The sequence below is a fragment of the Micromonospora sp. LOL_024 genome (assembly GCF_048060415.1).
Lineage (GTDB): Bacteria > Actinomycetota > Actinomycetes > Mycobacteriales > Micromonosporaceae > Micromonospora.
Map to the genome: position 1 here is coordinate 124785 of NZ_JBHMIS010000003.1, position 19097 is coordinate 143881.

The 19097-nt window shown below is 70.4% G+C and carries 18 protein-coding genes; 5 read left to right on the plus strand and 13 right to left on the minus strand.

What is annotated here, in order from left to right; all coding sequences use genetic code 11:
* Positions 1 to 101: 101 nt before the first annotated feature.
* Positions 102 to 1925 carry an aspartate--tRNA ligase gene (gene aspS / locus ACFHWY_RS06255; RefSeq protein WP_416579127.1) on the minus strand — a complete coding sequence of 608 codons (1824 nt, stop codon included), beginning with the start codon at positions 1923 to 1925 and terminating at the stop codon, positions 102 to 104.
* Between the two features lie 152 nt (positions 1926 to 2077).
* Positions 2078 to 3127, minus strand: coding sequence for a S1 family peptidase (locus ACFHWY_RS06260; protein ID WP_416579128.1), 1050 nt, complete (start codon positions 3125 to 3127; stop codon positions 2078 to 2080).
* Positions 3128 to 3334: 207 nt separating this feature from the next.
* On the opposite strand from ACFHWY_RS06260, the gene ACFHWY_RS06265 reads away from it, so the two are divergent.
* Complete coding sequence (locus ACFHWY_RS06265) at positions 3335 to 4186, plus strand: SGNH/GDSL hydrolase family protein (RefSeq protein WP_416579129.1); 852 nt, start codon at positions 3335 to 3337, stop codon at positions 4184 to 4186.
* 98 nt (positions 4187 to 4284) lie between these two features.
* On the opposite strand, the gene ACFHWY_RS06270 is transcribed toward ACFHWY_RS06265, so the two are convergent.
* Positions 4285 to 4755, minus strand: a complete 471-nt coding sequence (locus tag ACFHWY_RS06270) for a winged helix-turn-helix transcriptional regulator (protein WP_416579130.1) — start codon at positions 4753 to 4755, stop codon at positions 4285 to 4287.
* Between the two features lie 150 nt (positions 4756 to 4905).
* On the opposite strand from ACFHWY_RS06270, the gene ACFHWY_RS06275 reads away from it, so the two are divergent.
* Both ACFHWY_RS06275 and ACFHWY_RS06280 read left to right on the plus strand, forming a co-directional pair.
* Positions 4906 to 5070 (plus strand): hypothetical protein, encoded by a 165-nt coding sequence (locus tag ACFHWY_RS06275; protein ID WP_416579131.1) that lies wholly within the window; start codon positions 4906 to 4908, stop codon positions 5068 to 5070.
* The gene (locus ACFHWY_RS06280) at positions 5070 to 5333 is read left to right on the plus strand and encodes a PaaI family thioesterase (protein ID WP_416579132.1); all 264 of its coding nucleotides are present in this window, start codon (positions 5070 to 5072) and stop codon (positions 5331 to 5333) included. The genes ACFHWY_RS06275 and ACFHWY_RS06280 overlap by 1 nt, the downstream gene beginning before the upstream one ends.
* A gap of 7 nt (positions 5334 to 5340) precedes the next feature.
* Here ACFHWY_RS06280 and hisS read toward each other — a convergent pair whose 3' ends face one another.
* The gene (hisS, locus tag ACFHWY_RS06285; protein ID WP_416579133.1) at positions 5341 to 6669 is read right to left on the minus strand and encodes a histidine--tRNA ligase; all 1329 of its coding nucleotides are present in this window, start codon (positions 6667 to 6669) and stop codon (positions 5341 to 5343) included.
* Positions 6670 to 6722: 53 nt separating this feature from the next.
* Positions 6723 to 7442, minus strand: coding sequence for an MBL fold metallo-hydrolase (locus tag ACFHWY_RS06290; protein ID WP_416579134.1), 720 nt, complete (start codon positions 7440 to 7442; stop codon positions 6723 to 6725).
* 258 nt (positions 7443 to 7700) lie between these two features.
* Here ACFHWY_RS06290 and ACFHWY_RS06295 point away from each other — a divergent pair, with 258 nt between their 5' ends.
* Both ACFHWY_RS06295 and ACFHWY_RS06300 read left to right on the plus strand, forming a co-directional pair.
* Complete coding sequence (locus tag ACFHWY_RS06295) at positions 7701 to 8618, plus strand: peptidylprolyl isomerase (protein WP_416579135.1); 918 nt, start codon at positions 7701 to 7703, stop codon at positions 8616 to 8618.
* An 87-nt stretch (positions 8619 to 8705) separates the two neighbouring features.
* Complete coding sequence (locus ACFHWY_RS06300) at positions 8706 to 9539, plus strand: peptidylprolyl isomerase (protein WP_416579136.1); 834 nt, start codon at positions 8706 to 8708, stop codon at positions 9537 to 9539.
* Positions 9540 to 9705: 166 nt separating this feature from the next.
* Here ACFHWY_RS06300 and ACFHWY_RS06305 read toward each other — a convergent pair whose 3' ends face one another.
* From ACFHWY_RS06305 to ruvC, 8 genes are all read right to left on the minus strand, one after another.
* Complete coding sequence (locus tag ACFHWY_RS06305; protein WP_416579137.1) at positions 9706 to 12183, minus strand: RelA/SpoT family protein; 2478 nt, start codon at positions 12181 to 12183, stop codon at positions 9706 to 9708.
* Between the two features lie 171 nt (positions 12184 to 12354).
* Positions 12355 to 12921: an adenine phosphoribosyltransferase gene (locus ACFHWY_RS06310; RefSeq protein ID WP_416579138.1), complete on the minus strand. Its 567-nt coding sequence runs from the start codon at positions 12919 to 12921 to the stop codon at positions 12355 to 12357.
* Between the two features lie 105 nt (positions 12922 to 13026).
* Complete coding sequence (gene secF, locus ACFHWY_RS06315) at positions 13027 to 14226, minus strand: protein translocase subunit SecF (protein ID WP_416579139.1); 1200 nt, start codon at positions 14224 to 14226, stop codon at positions 13027 to 13029.
* Position 14227: 1 nt separating this feature from the next.
* The gene (secD, locus tag ACFHWY_RS06320) at positions 14228 to 16120 is read right to left on the minus strand and encodes a protein translocase subunit SecD (RefSeq protein ID WP_416579140.1); all 1893 of its coding nucleotides are present in this window, start codon (positions 16118 to 16120) and stop codon (positions 14228 to 14230) included.
* 274 nt (positions 16121 to 16394) lie between these two features.
* Positions 16395 to 16739, minus strand: coding sequence for a preprotein translocase subunit YajC (gene yajC / locus ACFHWY_RS06325; RefSeq protein WP_416579141.1), 345 nt, complete (start codon positions 16737 to 16739; stop codon positions 16395 to 16397).
* A gap of 138 nt (positions 16740 to 16877) precedes the next feature.
* Positions 16878 to 17948 (minus strand): Holliday junction branch migration DNA helicase RuvB, encoded by a 1071-nt coding sequence (gene ruvB / locus ACFHWY_RS06330; protein WP_416579142.1) that lies wholly within the window; start codon positions 17946 to 17948, stop codon positions 16878 to 16880.
* Positions 17945 to 18547, minus strand: coding sequence for a Holliday junction branch migration protein RuvA (gene ruvA / locus ACFHWY_RS06335; protein ID WP_416579143.1), 603 nt, complete (start codon positions 18545 to 18547; stop codon positions 17945 to 17947). The genes ruvB and ruvA overlap by 4 nt, the downstream gene beginning before the upstream one ends.
* Positions 18544 to 19071: a crossover junction endodeoxyribonuclease RuvC gene (gene ruvC, locus ACFHWY_RS06340; protein ID WP_416579144.1), complete on the minus strand. Its 528-nt coding sequence runs from the start codon at positions 19069 to 19071 to the stop codon at positions 18544 to 18546. Before ruvC ends, ruvA begins: the two co-directional genes overlap by 4 nt.
* Between the last annotated feature and the right edge of the window lie 26 nt (positions 19072 to 19097).

A 19097-nucleotide genomic window follows, 5' to 3' on the forward strand; every position in this document is an offset into this window, starting at 1 on the left:
CCCCCTCGGTTGATCAGAAAAGTTCGGGTCACCCAACAGCCGAATCATGACGCCGACTCTTCATCAACAACTCTGCGGGTGCCGGGTGCGCACGGCAGTGCTCAGGTGGGGCTGGCGACCGGGGCGGTAGGGCCGGCGGTGCCGGTGTGCGGGGCCAATTGGGGCTTGGGTTTGGCATCGACGCCGGCCTCGGCGCGCTGCTGGCCGGTGATGGGGGTGGGTGCGCCGGTCAGAGGATCGAAACCGCCCCGGGTCTTCGGGAAGGCGATCACCTCGCGGATCGAGTCGGCGCCGGCGAGCAACATGCAGGTGCGGTCCCAGCCGAACGCGATGCCGCCATGCGGCGGCGGCCCGTAACTGAACGCCTCCAGCAGAAAACCGAACTTGTCCTGTGCCTCCTCGGGCGTGATGCCGAGCAGGGCGAACACCCGCTGCTGCACGTCGCGACGGTGGATACGGATCGAGCCGCCACCGATCTCGTTGCCGTTGCAGACGATGTCGTACGCGTACGCCAGGGCGCGGCCCGGCGCCTCCTCGAACCGGTCGACCCACTCGGCGTTCGGCGAGGTGAACGGGTGGTGCACGGCCGTCCAGCCGCCCGCTCCGCCGTTCTCCTGGTCGGCGGCCGACTCGAACATCGGGGCGTCCACCACCCAGCAGAACGCCCAGGCGCTCTCGTCGACCAGGCCGCAACGCCGGGCGATCTCGATCCGGGCCGCGCCGAGCAGCTCCTGCGCCTGGCGGGTCTCCGCACTCGCGGCGAAGAAGATCGCATCACCTGGCTTGGCGCCGACCGCGTCGGCCAACCCGGCCAGGTGCTCCGCCGACAGGTTCTTCGCCACCGGCCCGCGAGCCTCGCCGGTTTCGGCGTCGAGCACCACGTACGCCAGGCCCTTGGCGCCGCGCGCCTTGGCCCAGTCCTGCCAGCCGTCCAGCTCCTTGCGGGACTGCGCGGCGCCGCCGGGCATCACCACCGCGCCAACGTAACCGCCCACGTCGATCGCCCCGGCGAAGACCCGGAACTGGGTGCCGCGCAGATAGTCGGTCAGCTCGGTCAACTCGACGCCGTAGCGCAGGTCCGGCTTGTCCGAGCCGTACCGCGCCATGGCATCGTGCCAGGTGATCCGCGGGATCGGTCGGGGAACCTCGTACCCAACCAGCTCCGACCAGAGCGCGGCGACGATCGCCTCGCCGAGGTCGATCACGTCGTCCTGGGTGACGAAGGACATCTCGATGTCGAGCTGGGTGAACTCCGGCTGCCGGTCGGCCCGGAAGTCCTCGTCGCGGTAGCAACGGGCAATCTGGTAGTAGCGCTCCATGCCGCCTACCATCAGCAACTGCTTGAACAGCTGCGGCGACTGCGGCAGCGCGTACCAGCTGCCGGGCTGCAACCGGACCGGGACCAGGAAGTCACGGGCGCCCTCGGGCGTGGAGCGGGTCAACGTCGGCGTCTCGATCTCCAGGAAGTCCCGCTCGTGCAACACCGACCGGGCCAGCTGGTTGGCCCGCGAGCGCAGCCGCATGGCCCGGGCGGGGCCGCTGCGCCGCAGGTCGAGGTAGCGGTACTTGAGCCGGACGTCGTCGCCGGCCACCACCTGGTCGTCCACCGGCAGCGGCAGCGGCGCGGCCTCGGAGAGCACTTCCAGCTCGCTCGCCGTGACCTCGATCTCGCCGGTGGGCAGCTCCGGGTTCTCGTTGCCCTCGGGCCGCCGGGTGATCTCTCCGACGACCTTGACGCAGTACTCGTTGCGCAGGGCGTGCGCGTCCTCCTCACGGAGGACCACCTGAACCACCCCGGACCCGTCCCGCAGGTCGACGAAGATGACCCCGCCGTGGTCGCGCCGGCGGGCGACCCAGCCGGCGAGCGTCACCGTGGTGCCGGCGTCCGTCGCGCGCAGGCTGCCGGCGTCATGGGTACGGATCACGGCGTATGTCTCCCTCGTCTGCTCCTACATCACTGCTCCCGGCATTCTGTCAGCTCGGACCCGTACACATTCCATGGGTGCGCCGAAGCGACCCCGGACACGCGGCCGGGCCGCCGGAGGAGGAATCCGGCGGCCCGGTTGCGGAACACCGGTCAGAACACGCTGACGCCGTAGCGGCTCAGTGCCTCGGTGACCGGCTGGAAGTAGGTCGTGCCACCGGTACGGCAGTTGCCGCTGCCGCCCGAGGTCAGGCCGAGCGCGGTGCCGCCACTGAACAGCGAGCCGCCGCTGTCGCCGGGCTCGGCGCAGACGTTGGTGCGGATCAGGCCGGAGACCGAACCCTGGGCGTAGTTCACCGTGGCGTTGAGCGCGGTGACCGAGCCGCTGCGCAGGCCGGTGGTGCTGCCGGAGCGCTGCACCGACTGGCCGACGTAGGCGTTGCCGGCGCCGGTGATGTCCCGGTAGCTACCGTTGTAGAGGTAGACGTTGCCGGCCGCGTTGCCCGAGTTGCTGTGCCGGACGATGCCGTAGTCGTTGCCCGGGAAGCTGGTGCCCGCGCGGGTGCCCAACAGCGAGGTCTGCGCCGAGTTGCTGTACCAGCTCGACGAGATGTTGGTGCAGTGCCCGGCGGTCAGGAAGTAGTAGGTGCTGCCCCTGCGCACGTTGAAGCCGAGCGAGCAGCGCCCGCCACCGCCGGCATAGATCGCCTGGCCGCCGGAGATGAGGGTGCTCAGCGGGGCGGCCTCGGCCTCGATGCGCACCGCGCCCTTGGTGCGGGCGGCGGCGGCCTTGACCCGCTCCAGCTTCGCGCCGGTGACGGTGCTGTCCACGGAGACGACGACCTGGTTGGTGGCCGGGTCGGTCCACCAGGCGGTGCCCGGGATCGCCGCGGAGCGGCTCAGCTCGGCCGTGGCTCGGTTCAGCTCGGCGGCGCCGCGCTTGACGAGCTTCGGCACGGCACCGGCCGCGGCCACCTGACGGGCTGCGACGGCGTCGGTCACCGTGACGACCATTGTGCCGCTGGCGTCGGCGTACGCGCCGACGGCGCGGTCGCCGAGCCGCTCGGCGACGGCGGTCGCGGTTTCGGGCGAGGCGGACGCCGGTGCCGCATGGGCCGGCACGCCGGCCAGTGCACCAGTAACCAGGGTTCCGGCCGCGGCGACGGTGACGGCGCGGCGCAGCATTGACCTTGTGGGTCGCATGTAACAGCCTCCGGAAGGGGGTTTGGGTGCCCTGTCATGGCGACAGAGACGGGGGAAACTCGGCCACCTGGAGAAACGACCAAGCGAGAGAAAGTATTCACATATTTAAGATCGTAAACAAGTCCCCCCCTTTGCCCGGATTCACCCACCACCCACACGTAACCCCTCCGCAACATTATGGACACAGAAAGTCATCTATACGCTCCGGTGACCGCCGCATCCGGCAACCGTGAACCGGAGGCCACCATGATCCTCGTCCGACGCACGCTGGCCACCCTCGCCGGCATCACCGCTCTCGTCCTGCTCGTCACCAGTCCGGCGGCGGCCGACCCCGGCCCGCCGCCAACCTCGATGGCGAGTCTCGGTGACTCGATCACCCGCGGCTTCAACGCCTGCGGGTGGTACGTCGACTGCACCGCCCGCTCGTTCAGCACCGGCAGCCACTCCACCGTGAACAGTCACTACCTGCGAATCCGTACGGTCAGCCCGGGAATCAACGGCCGCAACCACAATGCCGCCAGCACCGGGGCGAAGTCCGCCGACCTGTACGGCCAGGCCGGCACCGCGGTCAGCCAGGGGGTCGGGTACGTCACGATCCTGATCGGCGCCAACGACGCCTGCACCAGCTCGGAGTCGACGATGACCTCGCCGGCCGCCTACCGGGCCAACATCGACGCCGGACTGAACCGGATCAAGGCCGGTCTCCCGAACGCGAAGGTGTACGTGATCAGCATCCCGGACGTACACCGACTCTGGTCGGTCGGCAGGGGCAGCGGCAGCGCCCGCACCGCCTGGTCGCTCTTCGGCATCTGCCAGTCCATCCTGGCCAACCCGACCTCCACCGCCCAGGCCGACGTCGACCGACGCAAACGGGTCCGGCAACGGGTGATCGACTTCAACGGCCAGCTCGCCGCCGCCTGCGCCACGTACGGATCGAACTGCAGGTACGACGGCAACGCCGTCTTCGGCTACCCGTTCACCCTCGCCCAGCTCTCCGGCTGGGACTACTTCCACCCCAACACCACCGGCCAGCAGGCCCTGGCCAAAGCGTCGATCTAGGGCTCATCTTCGCTTCCGAAGATCGACTGATGACGACTAGTCCTAGATCGACGCAGCTCGGGGGGCTGGGAGGGGAGGGTTGGGGAGGGGGTGAGGGGTCAGCGGGGGTGGGCGCCGGGGCCGGGGCGGGGTAGCACGTCGCGGGGCTCGGTGACGTGGTGCCCGGAGGCACAGTGCAGCTCGACGCGGATCTCGGCGCCACAGTCGCGGTGCCCGACGCTGAGCGGCGACCCCCCCGGATCGGCGAGGTACCGGTCGCCCCAGGTCAGCACCGCGACCAGCACCGGCCACAGGTGCAGGCCCTTGGCGGTGAGCCGGTACTCGTGACGTAGCCGGCTGCCCGGCTCGCGGTACGGCTCGCGGCGCAGCACATCCTGCTTGACCAGGCCGGCCAGCCGGTTGGTCAGCACCTGCCGGGGGATGCCGGTACGCAGTCGCATGTCGTCGAAGCGGCGCACACCACTGAACACCTCGCGGAGCACGATCAGGGTCCACTTCTCACCGAGGATGTCCATCGCGCGGGCAACCGTGCAGTTGTCCACCGACCAGTCCAGGGCCGCGGGTCTCATGCCGGCCAGGCTAGTGCGGTGTCCAGGAGTGTGGCCAGTGTCGGGGGGCGAGCGCTGCGCGACGCGGCAGATGTACTGGCCGCGCTGCGCGACGCCGTCACCGCGTCAGGGCTGTTTGACAGGCTCCACCGGCACCGCCAGGCTGAGTCTATGACGCAGACGCAGACGCAGGATGCGACGCGCAGCCGCACCTTTTCCTGGTCCGACCCGAGCATCAACGCCACGCAGGTCGGCCGGCGCAGCGGGCTGAAACTGCTCCGCGCGATGATCGCCGGCGAGCTGGCCGCACCACCGGTCTGGCCGCGCCACCGGTGATGCATCTGATCGACATGGCGCGGATGGCGGCCGACGAAGGGCGCGTCGTGGTCGAACTGGAGCCGCAGGAGTTCCACTACAACCCGCTCGGCACGGTGCACGGCGGCGTGCTGTCCACCCTCCTGGACACCGCCGCAGCCTGCGCCGTCCACACCACCCTCCCGGCCGGCGTCGGGTACACCTCGCTCGGCCTGAACGTGAAGTTCCTCTGCCCGGTGTCGTCGTCGAGACACAGCCAGCGACGACCATACCCAGGGCACTGACCTGGGCTCAGCTCACCAACGGCTTGAGGTCCGCCCGGGGCGGGGTCCACTGCCCCGCCGCCGCGACGGCCTGCTCGCCCGAGCGGATGTCCTTCACCTCGTCGGCCGCGCCGTCGGAGCCGGCGAACCAGACGTACGGGATGCCGCGCCGTTCGGCGTAACGGATCTGCTTGCCGAACTTCGCCGCGCTCGGTGACACCTCGGTGGGGATGCCGCGCGAGCGCAACGCCACCGCGACAGAGTTGCTGGCCCCCCGCAACTCCTCGTTGGTCACCGCCACCAGCACGCAGGTCGGCACGTCCCGGGACACCGACAGTGCGCCCGCGCCGAACAGCAGGCCGAGCAGCCGGGTCACCCCGATCGAGATACCCACGCCGGGGAAGCGGGCGGCACCGGCGCTGGCCAGATTGTCGTACCGACCGCCGGAGCAGACGGAGCCGAACCGCTCGTACCCGACCAGCTGGGTCTCGTAGACGGTGCCGGTGTAGTAGTCCAGACCACGGGCGATCCGCAGGTCGGCCACGCAGAGGCCCGGCGAGTGCGCGGCGGCGGTCTCCACCACCCGCACCAACTCCTGCACGCCCTGGTCGAGCAGCGGGTCGGTGACCCCCAGCGCGTGTACCGCGTCGGCGAACGAGGCGTCCACGGCGGAGATCTCGGCCAGCGCCAGGCAGGACCTGGCCTGCGCCTCGCTCGCCCCGGCCGTGGCGACCAGCAACTCCGCCACACCGGCCGGGCCGAGCCGATCGAGTTTGTCCACCGCGCGCAGCGCCGCCTCCGGATCGGTCAACCCGATGCCCCGGTAGAAACCCTCACAGATCTTGCGGTTGTTCACCTGGATGCGCACCGGCGGAATCGGCAGCGAACGCAGCGCGTCGCCGATGACCAGCGGCATCTCCGCCTCGTGGTGCGGCGCCAGGGTGTCGCGGTCGACGATGTCGATGTCGGCCTGGAGGAACTCCCGGTACCGTCCCTCCTGCGGACGCTCGCCCCGCCAGACCTTCTGCATCTGGTAGCGGCGGAACGGGAACTGGAGCTTGCCGGCGTTCTCCAGCACGTACCGGGCGAACGGCACGGTCAGGTCGAAGTGCAGGCCGAGCGCGTCGTCTTCGGCCACGCCGTCCGGATCGTCGTGCAGGCGCCGGATCACGTAGACCTCCTTCGAGGTCTCCCCCTTGCGCAGCAGTTGTTCCAGCGGCTCGACCGCCCGGGTCTCCAGGGGCGCGAAGCCGTACAGCTCGAAGGTGGACCGGATCCGGTCGAGGACGACCTGTTCGATCATCCGCTGGGCGGGCGTCCACTCCGGGAAGCCCGAGATGGGCGTGGGCTTGCTCATGACGTACTCCTTGATCCCGCGCGGGCCGCGCGGTGAGGTCTCGGCGCGGGCCGTTACAGGCCGCGGCTGGGGGCCGCCCGTCGCCCGTCGCCCGTCCCCGCCACCTCGGCAAGGTACGGGTTGGCGGCACGCTCGCGTCCGATGGTGGTGGCGGGCCCGTGGCCAGGCAGCACGACGGTGTCGTCGGCCAGCGGAAGGATCTTGTCGCGCAGGCTGGTGAGCATCGTCGGCATGCTGCCGCCCGGCAGGTCGGTGCGACCGATCGAGCCGGCGAAGAGCACGTCACCGGAAAGGCAGATCTGCTCCGCCTCCCAGGGCGAGCCGGCGCCGGGCAGCCGGAACAGCACCGACCCGCCGGTATGGCCGGGGGCGTGGTCGACGGTGATCTCCAGCCCGGCGAGGGCGAGCGTCGTACCGTCGGCCAACTCGGCCACGTCATCTGGCTCGGCGTAGGGCAGCCGGCCCCCGAAAAGCTGCGTGAGGTCCATCGACAGCGCTTTCGCCGGGTCGGCCAGCATCTCCCGGTCGTCCGGATGTACGTACGCGGTGATCCCGCGCGCGCCGCAGACGGGCGCCACGGAGAAGGTGTGGTCGAGGTGCCCGTGGGTGAGCAGCACCGCGGCCGGGTGCAGCCGGTGCTGGGCGAGCAGCGCGTCGAGCCGGTCGACCACCCCGATGCCGGGGTCGATGACCACGCACTGTTCCCCCGGTCCGGCGGCGACCACGTAACAGTTGGTGCCGAAGGCGTCCGCGGGAAAGCCAGCCACGAGCACGTCCGCTCCCCTTTCCGTCGAGTCTGTCGAGTCGTCCGCTGCGGGAAGCCTAACCGGCCGCCTGGAACCACTCACGCCATTGGCCCCACCGGCACCAGAGGGCACTGACGCATCCCGATGCAGACGGGTACCGACCTCGTACACCACTTTCCCAGCCGCTACCCGTACACTCTGGCGGGCGTGTGGCGTGGCGCACCTGCCGCCCGACGGGTACGCGACCACCAAGTGACGACCAGGGTAGATGAAAGGGGAGCACGGGTGGCTTCCAGCAGGGACCGGCAGCGCAAACTGGCGCGGGCCAAGCTCGACCGGCAACTGGCTCGCCGGGCCAACGCCGCCAGGCGCCGCCGACGGATCCGGGCCGGCGTCGGTACCGCCCTGATCCTCGTCCTGGTCGTCGCCGGCTCGGCGTGGGCGCTGGGCGCCTTCGACCGGGAGCCGACCGAGGACACCGCCGCCAACGAGGTCTGCCTCTGGACACCGCAGAACACCGACGGCAACAGCAACCTCAAAGACGTCGGCGAACCGGCCACCACCGGCTTGCCGGTCACCGGTACTCGGCCGATGACGATCGTCACCAACCAGGGTGAGCCGGTCTCCGTCGAGTTGGACCTGGCGTCCGCGCCGTGCGCGGCCGCGAGCATCGCCCACCTGGCGAGCCAGTCGTTCTACGACAACACCAAGTGTCACGAGATCACCGCCGAGGGCGCGGTGCGCTGTGGCGACCCGAGCGGCACCGGCCTGGGCGGACCGGCCTACTCGTTCTACGACGAGAACAAGCCTGACGCCCCGGATGCCTCGTCGGAGCCCAGTCCGTCCCCGGACGATCCGCCGACGTACCCGAAGGGCACGGTCGCGATGATCGCGAACCCACCGGGCGCCAACGGCAGCCAGTTCCTGATCTTCTTCGAGGACTTCACCACCACCGAGCCGAGGTTCCCGATCATCGGCAAGGTCACCGCCGGTCTCGACGTCGTCGAGAAGATCGGTGCCCTGCCGACGGTGGACAATGGTGCCGGGGAGAAGGTCAAGCCGGAGAACGACGACGTGGTCATCCAGAGCCTGACCGTCGGCGAGCCCGTGCTGGATCCGGCCTCACCCGCCGATCCCGCCCCCACGGGTACGCCCACCTCGGAGGCTTCCGGCGCGCCCGAGGCCAGCGCGAGCGCCGGCTGACCCAACCGGGAGACCTCGCTACACCGATCGCATCACGGGGCAACCCACCGCAGCGGCACACACACATAGTCCCAGGAGGATCGAGGCGTGACGTCCACCAGAGAGCGGCAGCGCGCGGCGGCCCGCGCCCGGCTCGAGAAGGAGATGGCCGAGCGGGCCACCCGAGCCCGTAAACGCCGCCAGACCCAGGCGGTCGTGGCGGCCGGCGCGGTCCTGCTGCTGGTGGTCGCCGGCACGGCGTGGCTGGCCAGCAACCTGATCGGCGACGACGGCGGTTCCGACGACACCGCCCAGGACGGGGGCCAGACGCAGTGCGACTGGGTCGAGATCCCGGCCGGGGAGAGGACCCCGACGACCAAGGACGTCGGGCTGCCGGACACCCAGCAGAGCCAGACCGGCGCCCAGACCATGACGATCACCACCAACCTCGGCCCGATCACCGCCAGGATCGACCGGGCAACGGTGCCGTGCACCGCGGGGAGCTTCACCCACCTGGCCGAGCAGAACTTCTTCGACAACACGAAGTGTCACCGACTGGTGACCGAGGGCATCAAGGTGCTCCAGTGCGGAGACCCGGGTGCCACCGGCGACGGCTGGCGGGAGTCCGACGGCACCGGCGGCCCGAGCTACCGCATCGCCGAGGAGAACCTGCCCACCGACAAGCGTCCGCCGTACCCGCGGGGCGTGATCGCGATGGCCAATTCCGCACAGCCGGCGAGCACCGGAAGCCAGTTCTTCATCGTCTACGGCGACTCGCCGCTGGACCCGAACTACACCGTGCTCGGCACCATCACCGACGGAATGGAGATCGTCGACGACGTCGCCGCCGCCGGTGACGACGGCGCGTTCGCCGAGCAGGCCGGTGGTGGCCACCCCAAGAAGGAGGTCGTCATCACCGACCTGACCATGGCCGACGCCTGAGCAACCACCATTGCTCTGAAGCGCCCGCCGGCCCCAAGCCGCCGGGCGCTTCACTGTGCCCCGCCCCCGGCGCCCTGACCCGACAACTTAGTTGATCAAGCTCTCGACCCCGTGCGTTGTCCGACCAACTTCTTGAAGAACCGCGCGGAGGGCAGGCCGCGCGAGACTAGGCGCCGGAGGTTACCCGGTAGGCGTCGAAAACGCCGTCGACCTTGCGGACCGTGGCGAGCAGATGCCCCAGGTGCTTCGGGTCGGCCATCTCGAAACTGAACCGGCTCACCGCCACCCGGTCGCGGGTGGTGGTGACGGTGGCGGAGAGGATGTTGACCCGCTCCTCGGAGAGCACCCGGGTGACGTCCGCGAGGAGCTTGTGCCGGTCGAGGGCCTCCACCTGGATGGCGACCAGGAACGTGGAGGCGGAGGTGAGTTTCCAGCTCACCTCGACCACCCGCTCACCCTGGGCACGCAGGTCCTCGGCGTTGGCGCAGTCGTCGCGGTGCACGCTGACCCCGCCGGAGCGGGTCACGAAGCCGAACACCGAGTCCGGCGGCACCGGCGTGCAGCAACGGGCCAGCTTGATCCACACGTCGCTGACCCCGCGTACCACCACACCGGGATCCTGGCTGGACGACCGGCTGCGCGGCGGCCGGGTGGCCACGGCGGTCTCGGCGATGTCCTCGGCCGCGCCCTCCTCACCGCCGTAGGAGGCCATCAGCTTCTGCACCACCGACTGCGCGGAGACCTGGCTGTCACCGACCGCCGCGTACAGCGAGGCGACATCGGCCAGGTGCAGGTCCCGGGCGATCGCCATCAGGTTGTCGGAGGTGAGCATCCGCTGCAACGGCATGCCCTGCTTACGCATCGCCTTGACGATCGCGTCCTTGCCCTCCTCGATCGCCTCCTCGCGGCGCTCCTTGTTGAAGTACTGCCGAATCTTCGTCCGCGCCCGCGGACTCTTGACGAAACCCAACCAGTCCTGCGTCGGGCCAGCCGTCTCCGACTTCGACGTGAAAATCTCGATCACGTCACCGTTGGACAGCGTCGACTCCAACGGCACCAGCTTGCCGTTGACCCGCGCCCCGATGCACTTGTGCCCCACCTCGGTGTGCACCGCGTACGCGAAGTCCACCGGCGTCGACCCCGTCGGCAACGGGATCACGTCACCCTTCGGGGTGAAGACGTACACCTCCTGGCTGGACAGGTCGAACCGCAACGCGTCCAGGAACTCGCTCGGGTCCGCCGCCTCCCGCTGCCAGTCCAGCAACTGCCGCAGCCAGGTCATCTCGTCGATGTGCGCCGGCGGCCCGACGATCTGCGTGCCCTTGTGCTCCTTGTACTTCCAGTGCGCCGCGATACCGAACTCCGCCGTACGGTGCATCGCGTACGTCCGGATCTGCATCTCCACCGGCTTACCGGTCGGCCCGATCACCGTGGTGTGCAACGACTGGTACATGTTGAACTTCGGCATCGCGATGTAGTCCTTGAACCGACCCGGCACCGGCTGCCAGTTCGCGTGGATCACACCCAACGCCGCGTAGCAGTCCCGCACCGTGTCGACCAGGATCCGCACACCCACCAGATCGTAGATGTCGTTGAACTCCCGACCACGCACGATCATCTTCTGGTAGATCGAGTACAGGTGCTTCGGCCGCCCGGTCGTCTCCGCCTTGATCTTGGCGGTCTTCAGGTCGATCTGCACCTTCTGCGTCACCTGCCGCAGCAACGCCTCACGCTGCGGCTGGTGCTCCCCGATCAGCCGGTTGATCTCCTCGAACCGCTTCGGGAAGAGCGTCCCGAAGGCCAGGTCCTCCAACTCCCATTTGATCGTGTTCATACCGAGCCGGTGGGCCAGCGGGGCGAGGATCTCCAGCGTTTCCTTCGCCTTCTGCTCCTGCTTCGGGCGGGGCAGGAAGGTCAGCGTCCGCATGTTGTGCAGCCGGTCGGCCAACTTGATCACCAGGACCCGCGGGTCCTTGGCCATGGCGACGACCATCTTGCGGATCGTCTCGGCCTTGGCCGCGTCACCGAGCTTCACCTTGTCGAGCTTGGTGACCCCGTCGACCAGCAGGGCGACCTCGCCACCGAAGTCCGCGCGCATCTGGTCGAGGGAGTACTCCGTGTCCTCGATGGTGTCGTGCAGCAGCGCGGCGACCAGGGTGGTGGTGTCCATGCCCAGGTTGGCCAGGATCGTCGCCACCGCCAGCGGGTGGGTGATGTACGGGTCGCCGGACTTACGGTACTGACCCGAGTGCCAACGCGCAGCGGTGTCGAAGGCCCGCTGCAACAGCCGCGCGTCCGCCTTCGGGTGGTTCTCCCGGTGGGACGAGATCAGCGGCTCCAGCACCTCGCTGACCTGCGAAGACTGCCACGGCGCATTAAACCGCGCCAGCCGCGCCCGGACCCGGCGCCCAGTGGGCGCGTGGGAGAACGCGAAGCCACTGCTCGGCGACGGGTCGGCGGCGGCCTCGGCGGAGGTGACCTCCGCGCCGACGGCCGGACGGTCCCCGTCGCCGGTGGGTGTCACCACTGCGGGTCCGCCGCCCGACGCCGGTACGACGGCGCCGTTGCGATCAGTCAGCGAGCCGTCCGCGTCACCTGTCGGGTGCACCGTGCCCTCCACCGGAGGAACGACATCGTGGGACACCGGCCTCCTCACCGCTCGCCGGGGACAGACCGACCGCGCGCCGGCCGGTGTGGTCTAGCGCCGCTCAGACGGGTCACCGTCCGGTCAGCAATGGGCAATGCTACCCGCACCCGGAGTGCCCTGCCGCTCCGCCGGACGGACGGTGCCGGGTCCTTGGGCGGCCACCGCGCCTCAAACGGTCAACAGCGCATGCACGGGACGCGGCGCCAGCCGGTCCCGGCCACCGAGGAAGGCAAGCTCCAGCAGCACGGTGAAGCCGGCGACCGTGCCACCGGCCCGCTCCACCAGGTCCAACGTCGCCGCGGCCGTGCCGCCGGTGGCGAGCACGTCGTCGACCACCAGCACCCGGTGACCGGCCGTGAAGGCGTCCTGGTGCACCTCCAGCGTCGCCTCGCCGTACTCCAGCTGGTAGGAGGCGGCGTAGGCGGGCCGGGGCAGCTTGCCGGCCTTGCGTACCGGCACCACACCGACCCCCGTCGCGTACGCGATGGCCGCGGCGACCACGAAGCCGCGCGCCTCGATGCCGACGACGGTGTCGAAGGACTCCCGTCCGTGGTGGGCCACGATCCCGTCGATCACCTCGCGGAAGGCGTCACCGTCGGCGAACAACGGCATCAGGTCCTTGAACATGACGCCGGGTTTGGGGAAGTCGGGCACGTCGAGCACTCGGCTGGCCACCAATCGGGCCGCCTGCGGCCCGCTGTCTCCGCGTACCCCGGCGCTGTGTGTCTCCGTCACGGCTGTTCCGCTCCCCTTCACGTGGCCGCGGCGTCCCGCACACTGCTCGCACAGCATGCGGGACGCCGCCGGTTTCCGTCTCCTACCGGGTGGTTCCCGGCGGTCTCAGCGCCGCTTGGCGCCGCCCGGACGACTGCCGCCCCCACCACCGGGGCGCCCACCGCGGGCGCCACCGGAGCGCTTGCCGGACGGCCGGGCGCCCACCTTGGGCGCGGCCGCGCCGGCCATGGCGCCGGCCTCCGCGGCATCTGGCTCCGCCGTGGGTTCGGCCGCCGGGGTCGCGCCGACCTTGACCGAAGTCTCGTTCCGGCTGACCGCCGCCCGGCGGGCCAACACACGCCTGTTGTGTGCCTGGATACGCGGGTCGCGGCTCTTCAGCACCACCAGCAGCGGGGTGGCCAGCATGATCGAGGTGACGAAGGCCATCGCCATACCGACGAACAACACCAGACCGAGGTCCTTCAGGGTGCCCGCACCGAGCAGGCCGGCACCGATGAACAGGATGCCGCCGACCGGCAGCAACGCCACCACCGAGGTGTTGATCGACCGCATCAGGCTCTGGTTGACGGCCAGGTTCGCCGCGTCGCCGTACGTCTGGTTGTTGTTCGCGGTGATCCCCCTGGTGTTCTCCTGCACCTTGTCGAAGACCACCACCACGTCGTAGAGGGCGAAGCCCAGAATGGTGAGGAAACCGATGATCGTCGACGGGGTCACCTCGAACCCGACGATCGAGTAGATGCCGGCGGTGAGGAACAGGTTCGACACCAGCGAGAAGATCGCCGCGACGGCCATCTGCCACTCGAACCGCAGCACCAGGTAGACCGTCACCAGCGCGAGGAAGACCAACAGACCGATCAGTGCCCGGTTGGTCACCTGACTGCCCCAGGCCTCGCTGACCCGGTTGCTGGCGATCTCGGCCGGGTCGATGCCGAGAAGCCGGCCCATCTCGACCCGGACCGCCTCGGCCTGCTCGGCGTCGAGCTGGGTGGTCCGCAACTCGTAGAACTCGCCGCCGCCACCACCGCCGACCTGCTGGGCCGTGACAACGTGGGCGTCGTCGCCCGCGCCGGCCAGCGCCTCGTCGGCGCGTGCCTCCGCGTCCTGCATGGTTCCGACGCTGGTCGGAACCTGGAACGAGTTGCCGCCGGCGAACTCGATGCCGAGGCTGAAGCCCCGAAAGATCACGCTACTGAGCGCGATCAGCACCAGCACCGCGGCGACCGTGAACCACGCCTTGCGGCGGCCCACGATGTTGAGGCCGGCCTCACCTCGGTAGAGGCGGGCTGCCAGACCAGTCTCAGCCATCTCAGGCCTCCTTGACGCGCTGGTTGCGGGGCGGGGTGGCCTGCGCCGACCGGGTCGGTAGCACCCGGCCGAGCCCGCTGACCCGGGGGGACAGGAACGCCTTGGTCCCGGCGAACATCGTCATGATCGGATGCCGGAAGAGGAAGACCACCAGCAGGTCGAGCACCGTAGCCAGGCCCAGGGCGAAGGCGAAGCCCTTCACCGTGCCGACCGAGACGATGTAGAGCACCAGCGCCGACAGAATGGTGATCGCGTTCGCCGAGATGATCGTCCGGCGGGCCCGGATCCAGGCGCGCGGCACCGCGCTGCGCGGGCTGCGGCCCTCCCGGATCTCGTCCTTGAGCCGTTCGAAGTAGATGACGAACGAGTCCGCCGCCACGCCGAGCGAGACGATGATGCCGGCGATGCCGGCGAGGGTGAGCGTGAAGCCGATCTGCCGGCCGAGCACCACCAGGGCCCCGAAGAGCAGCAGGGCCGACAGGATCAGGCTCAGGAAGATAACCGAGCCCAGCAGGCGGTAGTAGAAGAACGAGTAGATGATGACCAGCAGCATGCCGATGCCGGCCGCGAGCAGACCGGCCCGCAGGTGGCTGGCGCCCAGGGTGGCGGTGACGTTCTGCTGCTCCTGCGCCTCGAAGGTGACCGGCAGGGCACCGTAGCTGAGGTAACCGGCCAGCTCGCTGGCCTCGGCGTTGCTGAAGTTGCCGGTGATCTGCGAGTTGCCGGTCAACACGCCCTGGATCTGCGGCGACGAGATGATCCGGTTGTCCAGCACCACGGCGACCCGGCACTTACCCTCGTCGCCGAGCGCGGAGGCGTCGCACGCCTGGCCCTCGTTGTTGAACGCCTCGCGGGTCAGGGCGGTCCACTTGTCCTGCCCGGAGCCGGTGAAGTTCAGGCTGACCACCCACTGGCTGGTCTCGTCGCGCACCGCGTTGGCGTCGGAGACGTCGGTGCCGAGCACCTTCGCCACGTCCAGCAGGTTCTTGGCGTAACCCCCCTCACAGGCGACGGCCTGCTGCTCCGGGTCAGAGATGGACGCCGGCGGCCGTTCGTCGAGCTGCGGGCAGCCGATCGTCGGCACGTTGAACTGCATCTGCGCCGGCAGCACCGCGACCTCCCGACCGTTGAGGTCGGCGAACGGCTTGAGCCTGTCGGCCAGCGACGGGTCGGTGCTCAGGTCGGCCGGCGCCTGCAACGCGCTCGCGGCGGCCCACGCCTCGGCGCCCACCTTCTGCTCGACGGCCCGGCGCTGCTCCTCGACGCTCTGCGGCACCTCCTCGGTCGCCGCCGGTGACGGGGTCGCGGCGGGGCTCTCGGACGGAGTCGGGGTCGGCGCTCCGCCGCCCTGACCGCCCGGGGTCGGCGACGAGGTGGCCTCGGCGTCGGGCGTGGGGCTCACGCTGCCGGACGGGGTCGCCTGAGGACTCGGGCTGCCCGACGGCGTGGCCTCGGGGGTCTCGGTCGGCGCCGGCGCCGGGATGGTCCCGCTGCCGTCCACAATCGTCAGCACCTTGCGGAAGCGCAGCTCGGCGGCGTTGCCGACCTCGTTGAGGTCGCGGTTCTCACCGGGCAGGGAGATGACGATGTTGCGGTCGCCCTCGGTGACCACCTCGGCCTCGGCGACGCCGTACGCGTTGACCCGGCTCTCGATGATCTGCCGGGCGCGTTCGAGATTGTCCGCCGTCGGGGCCCGACCGTCGAGGGTGTTGGTCGCCTCCAGCGTGAGCCGTGTGCCGCCGACCAGGTCAAGACCGAGACGGGGTTCGAGCCGGTCCTTCCAGCCACCGCTGGCACCGCCCGAGAAGAACACCAAAAGATAGAGGACGACGAAGATGCCGCCGAGTACGGCCAACTGCCGGCCCGGGCGCATCTGTCCCTGAGGTGGTGCCACGGCTGTCCTGTCTCCCTGTGGTCACGCCACCGCGGCGCGGCGGCGGGTCGGCCGGCTGCCCGACCGACGGTCTGCCTTCCGAAGGCCCCCGGGCTGACGCCGCCGCCTCGGATGGTCGACGCGAGGCGCGTGGACCGGACGGACCGGCGCACCGACGCCCGGCGTCGGCCATCTATCCAGTTGTTCCACCGCGCACGGCGGCCCCCGCTCGGGGACGCGTGCGGGCACCTGCACCCTGGTGTCCGGAGGCCGGCGACCTGGGTGGGCGCGGTGTTCAGTCCTTGACGGCGCCGGCGCCGGGTTCCTCGGCCGTGGCCTCGGAGGGGAGCTCCGCCCTGGTGACCACCCGGGCGATCGCCGGACGGGCAAAGCGGGCCTGCACTCCGGGAGCGACCTCGAGCAGGACGCTGTCGTCCTCGACACCGGTGACCGTGCCGTAGAGCCCGCCGATGGTGACCACCTCGTCGTCCGGGGAGAGCGCCGACTGCATCGCCTCGGCCTCGCGGCGGCGCTTCTGCTGCGGACGGATCATCATGAAGTACATGACGCCGAAGAGCAGGGCGATCATGAGGATCGGCGTGAAGCCGCCCGCACCGCCGCCTTCTGCTGCGTAGTGCACGGTTGTCGACCTTCCCATTGGCCTCCGGCCCGGTGCGTGAGCACCAGAGCGGAGGCGGATTTTCACATCCTGTACAGACCGCGGCGAGTCTAGTCGGTCAATCTGGGAACGCCGAATGCGGCACAGATCACGAACAGATCACGCATCGTCGGTGTCCACCGAGAACAAATCGGGCGACGGCGGAACTTCAGCCGCAAATGTACCATTCGGTGGTGTACGCCCCAGGTGCTGCCAGGCGGCACCAGTGGCCACCCGGCCCCGGGGCGTACGCGCCAACAGGCCGGCCCTCACCAGGAACGGCTCGCAGACCTCCTCCACCGTGTCCGGCTGCTCCCCCACCGCCACGGCCAGAGTCGACAGGCCGACCGGACCGCCCCGGAACGAGTCGACCAGGGCGGTCAACACCGCCCGGTCGAGCCGGTCCAGCCCGAGCTCGTCCACGTCGTACACGGTCAGCGCCGCCCGGGCGGTCTCGACGGTGACCACGCCCTCGGCGCGCACCTCGGCGAAGTCCCGCACCCGACGGAGCAGGCGGTTGGCGATCCGCGGCGTCCCCCGGGAGCGCCCGGCGATCTCTGCCGCCCCGTCGTCGGTGATCGGTACCCCGAGGATGCGCGCCGAGCGGTGCAGCAGCGTCTCCAGGTCGGCCGGTGCGTAGAAGTCGAGGTGCGCGACGAAGCCGAAGCGGTCCCGCATCGGGCCGGTGAGCAGGCCGGAGCGGGTGGTCGCGCCGACCAGCGTGAACGGCTCGACGTCCAGCGGGATGGCGGTGGCGCCCGGCCCCTTGCCGACCACCACGTCGACCCGGAAGTCCTCCATCGCGCTGTAGAGCAGCTCCTCCGCCGGCTTGGCAATGCGGTGAATCTCGTCGATGAACAGCACGTCGCCCTCGGCCAGGCTGGTCAGGATCGCCGCCAGGTCGCCGGACCGCTCGATCGCCGGCCCGCTGGTCACCCGGAGGCCGGCGCCCAACTCGGCGGCCACGATGTTGGCCAGGGTGGTCTTACCCAGGCCAGGTGGCCCTGACAGCAGGATGTGATCGGGTGGGGAGCCGCGCCGCATCGCCCCCTGCAGCAGCAGGTCGAGCTGGTCACGGACGCGGTGCTGGGCGATGAACTCGTCCAGCCGCTTCGGCCGGACACTGACCTCCGCGTCCAGGTCCGCCTCGTTGACGTACGCCGAGACCAGTCCGCCGTCCGGCTCACTCATCGGGTGCGACCAAGCAGCCGGATGGCCTGCTTCAACAGCACCGGTACCGGCGGGGTCGGACCGTCGACGGTCTCGGCGACCGCCGCCACCGCCTGATCGGCCTGGCCCGCCGTCCAGCCGAGCCCGACCAGCGCCTGGCGGACCTGCTCGGGCCACCCGCCACCGGTGACACCGGCCGCGCCGTCGGCGCCCACCACGACCGGACCGATCCGGTCCCGCAGCTCCAGCACCAGGCGTTCGGCGCCCTTCTTGCCGACGCCGGGCACCCGGGTCAACGCCGCCGTGTCGGCGTTGGCGATCGCTCTTCGCACCGCGTCCGGGGTGTGCACCGCGAGCACCGCCTGCGCCAGTCGCGGACCGACCCCGCTGGCGGTCTGTAGCAGCTCGAACAACGACTTGGCCTCGTCGTCGGCGAAGCCGTAGAGAGTGAGCGAGTCCTCCCGGACCACCAGGCTGGTGGCCAGCCTGGCCGGCTGGCCGACCCGCAGGTCGGCGAGCGCGCCCGGGGCGCACTGCACGGCCAGGCCGACTCCGCCGACCTCGATCACCGCGTGGTCCGGTCCGGTGGCGGTCACCACGCCGCGCACACTGGCGATCATCTCGCTCCTCCTCGTCTGACCCGGTCCGCGGCGGCGGCCAGCTTCGACCGCGTGCCGCCGCGCCACACGTGGCAGATCGCCAGCGCGAGGGCGTCCGCGGCGTCGGCGGGCCGGGGCGGCTCGGACAGCCGCAGCAGCCGGGTGACCATCGCGGTCATCTGCGCCTTGTCCGCCTGGCCAGATCCGGTCACCGCCGCCTTCACCTCGCTCGGGGTGTACGTCTGCACCGGCAGCCCGGCCCGCGCGCCGGCCAGCACCGCAATACCGCTGGCCTGGGCGGTGCCCATCACCGTGCGCATGTTGTGCTGGCTGAACACCCGCTCCACGGCGACGCTGTCCGGCCGGTGCTCGGCGACCAGTTCGGCGAGGGAGCGGTCCAGGTGCAGCAGCCGGATGGGCAGCTCGTCGGCCGGATCGGTGTGCACCACGTAGTAGGCGACCAACATGCAGGGTCGACCCGGCACCCCCTCGACCACTCCCACCCCGCAGCGGGTCAGTCCTGGGTCGACGCCGAGCACCCGCACACCGCCTCCTCCCAGCCGCCGGGCAG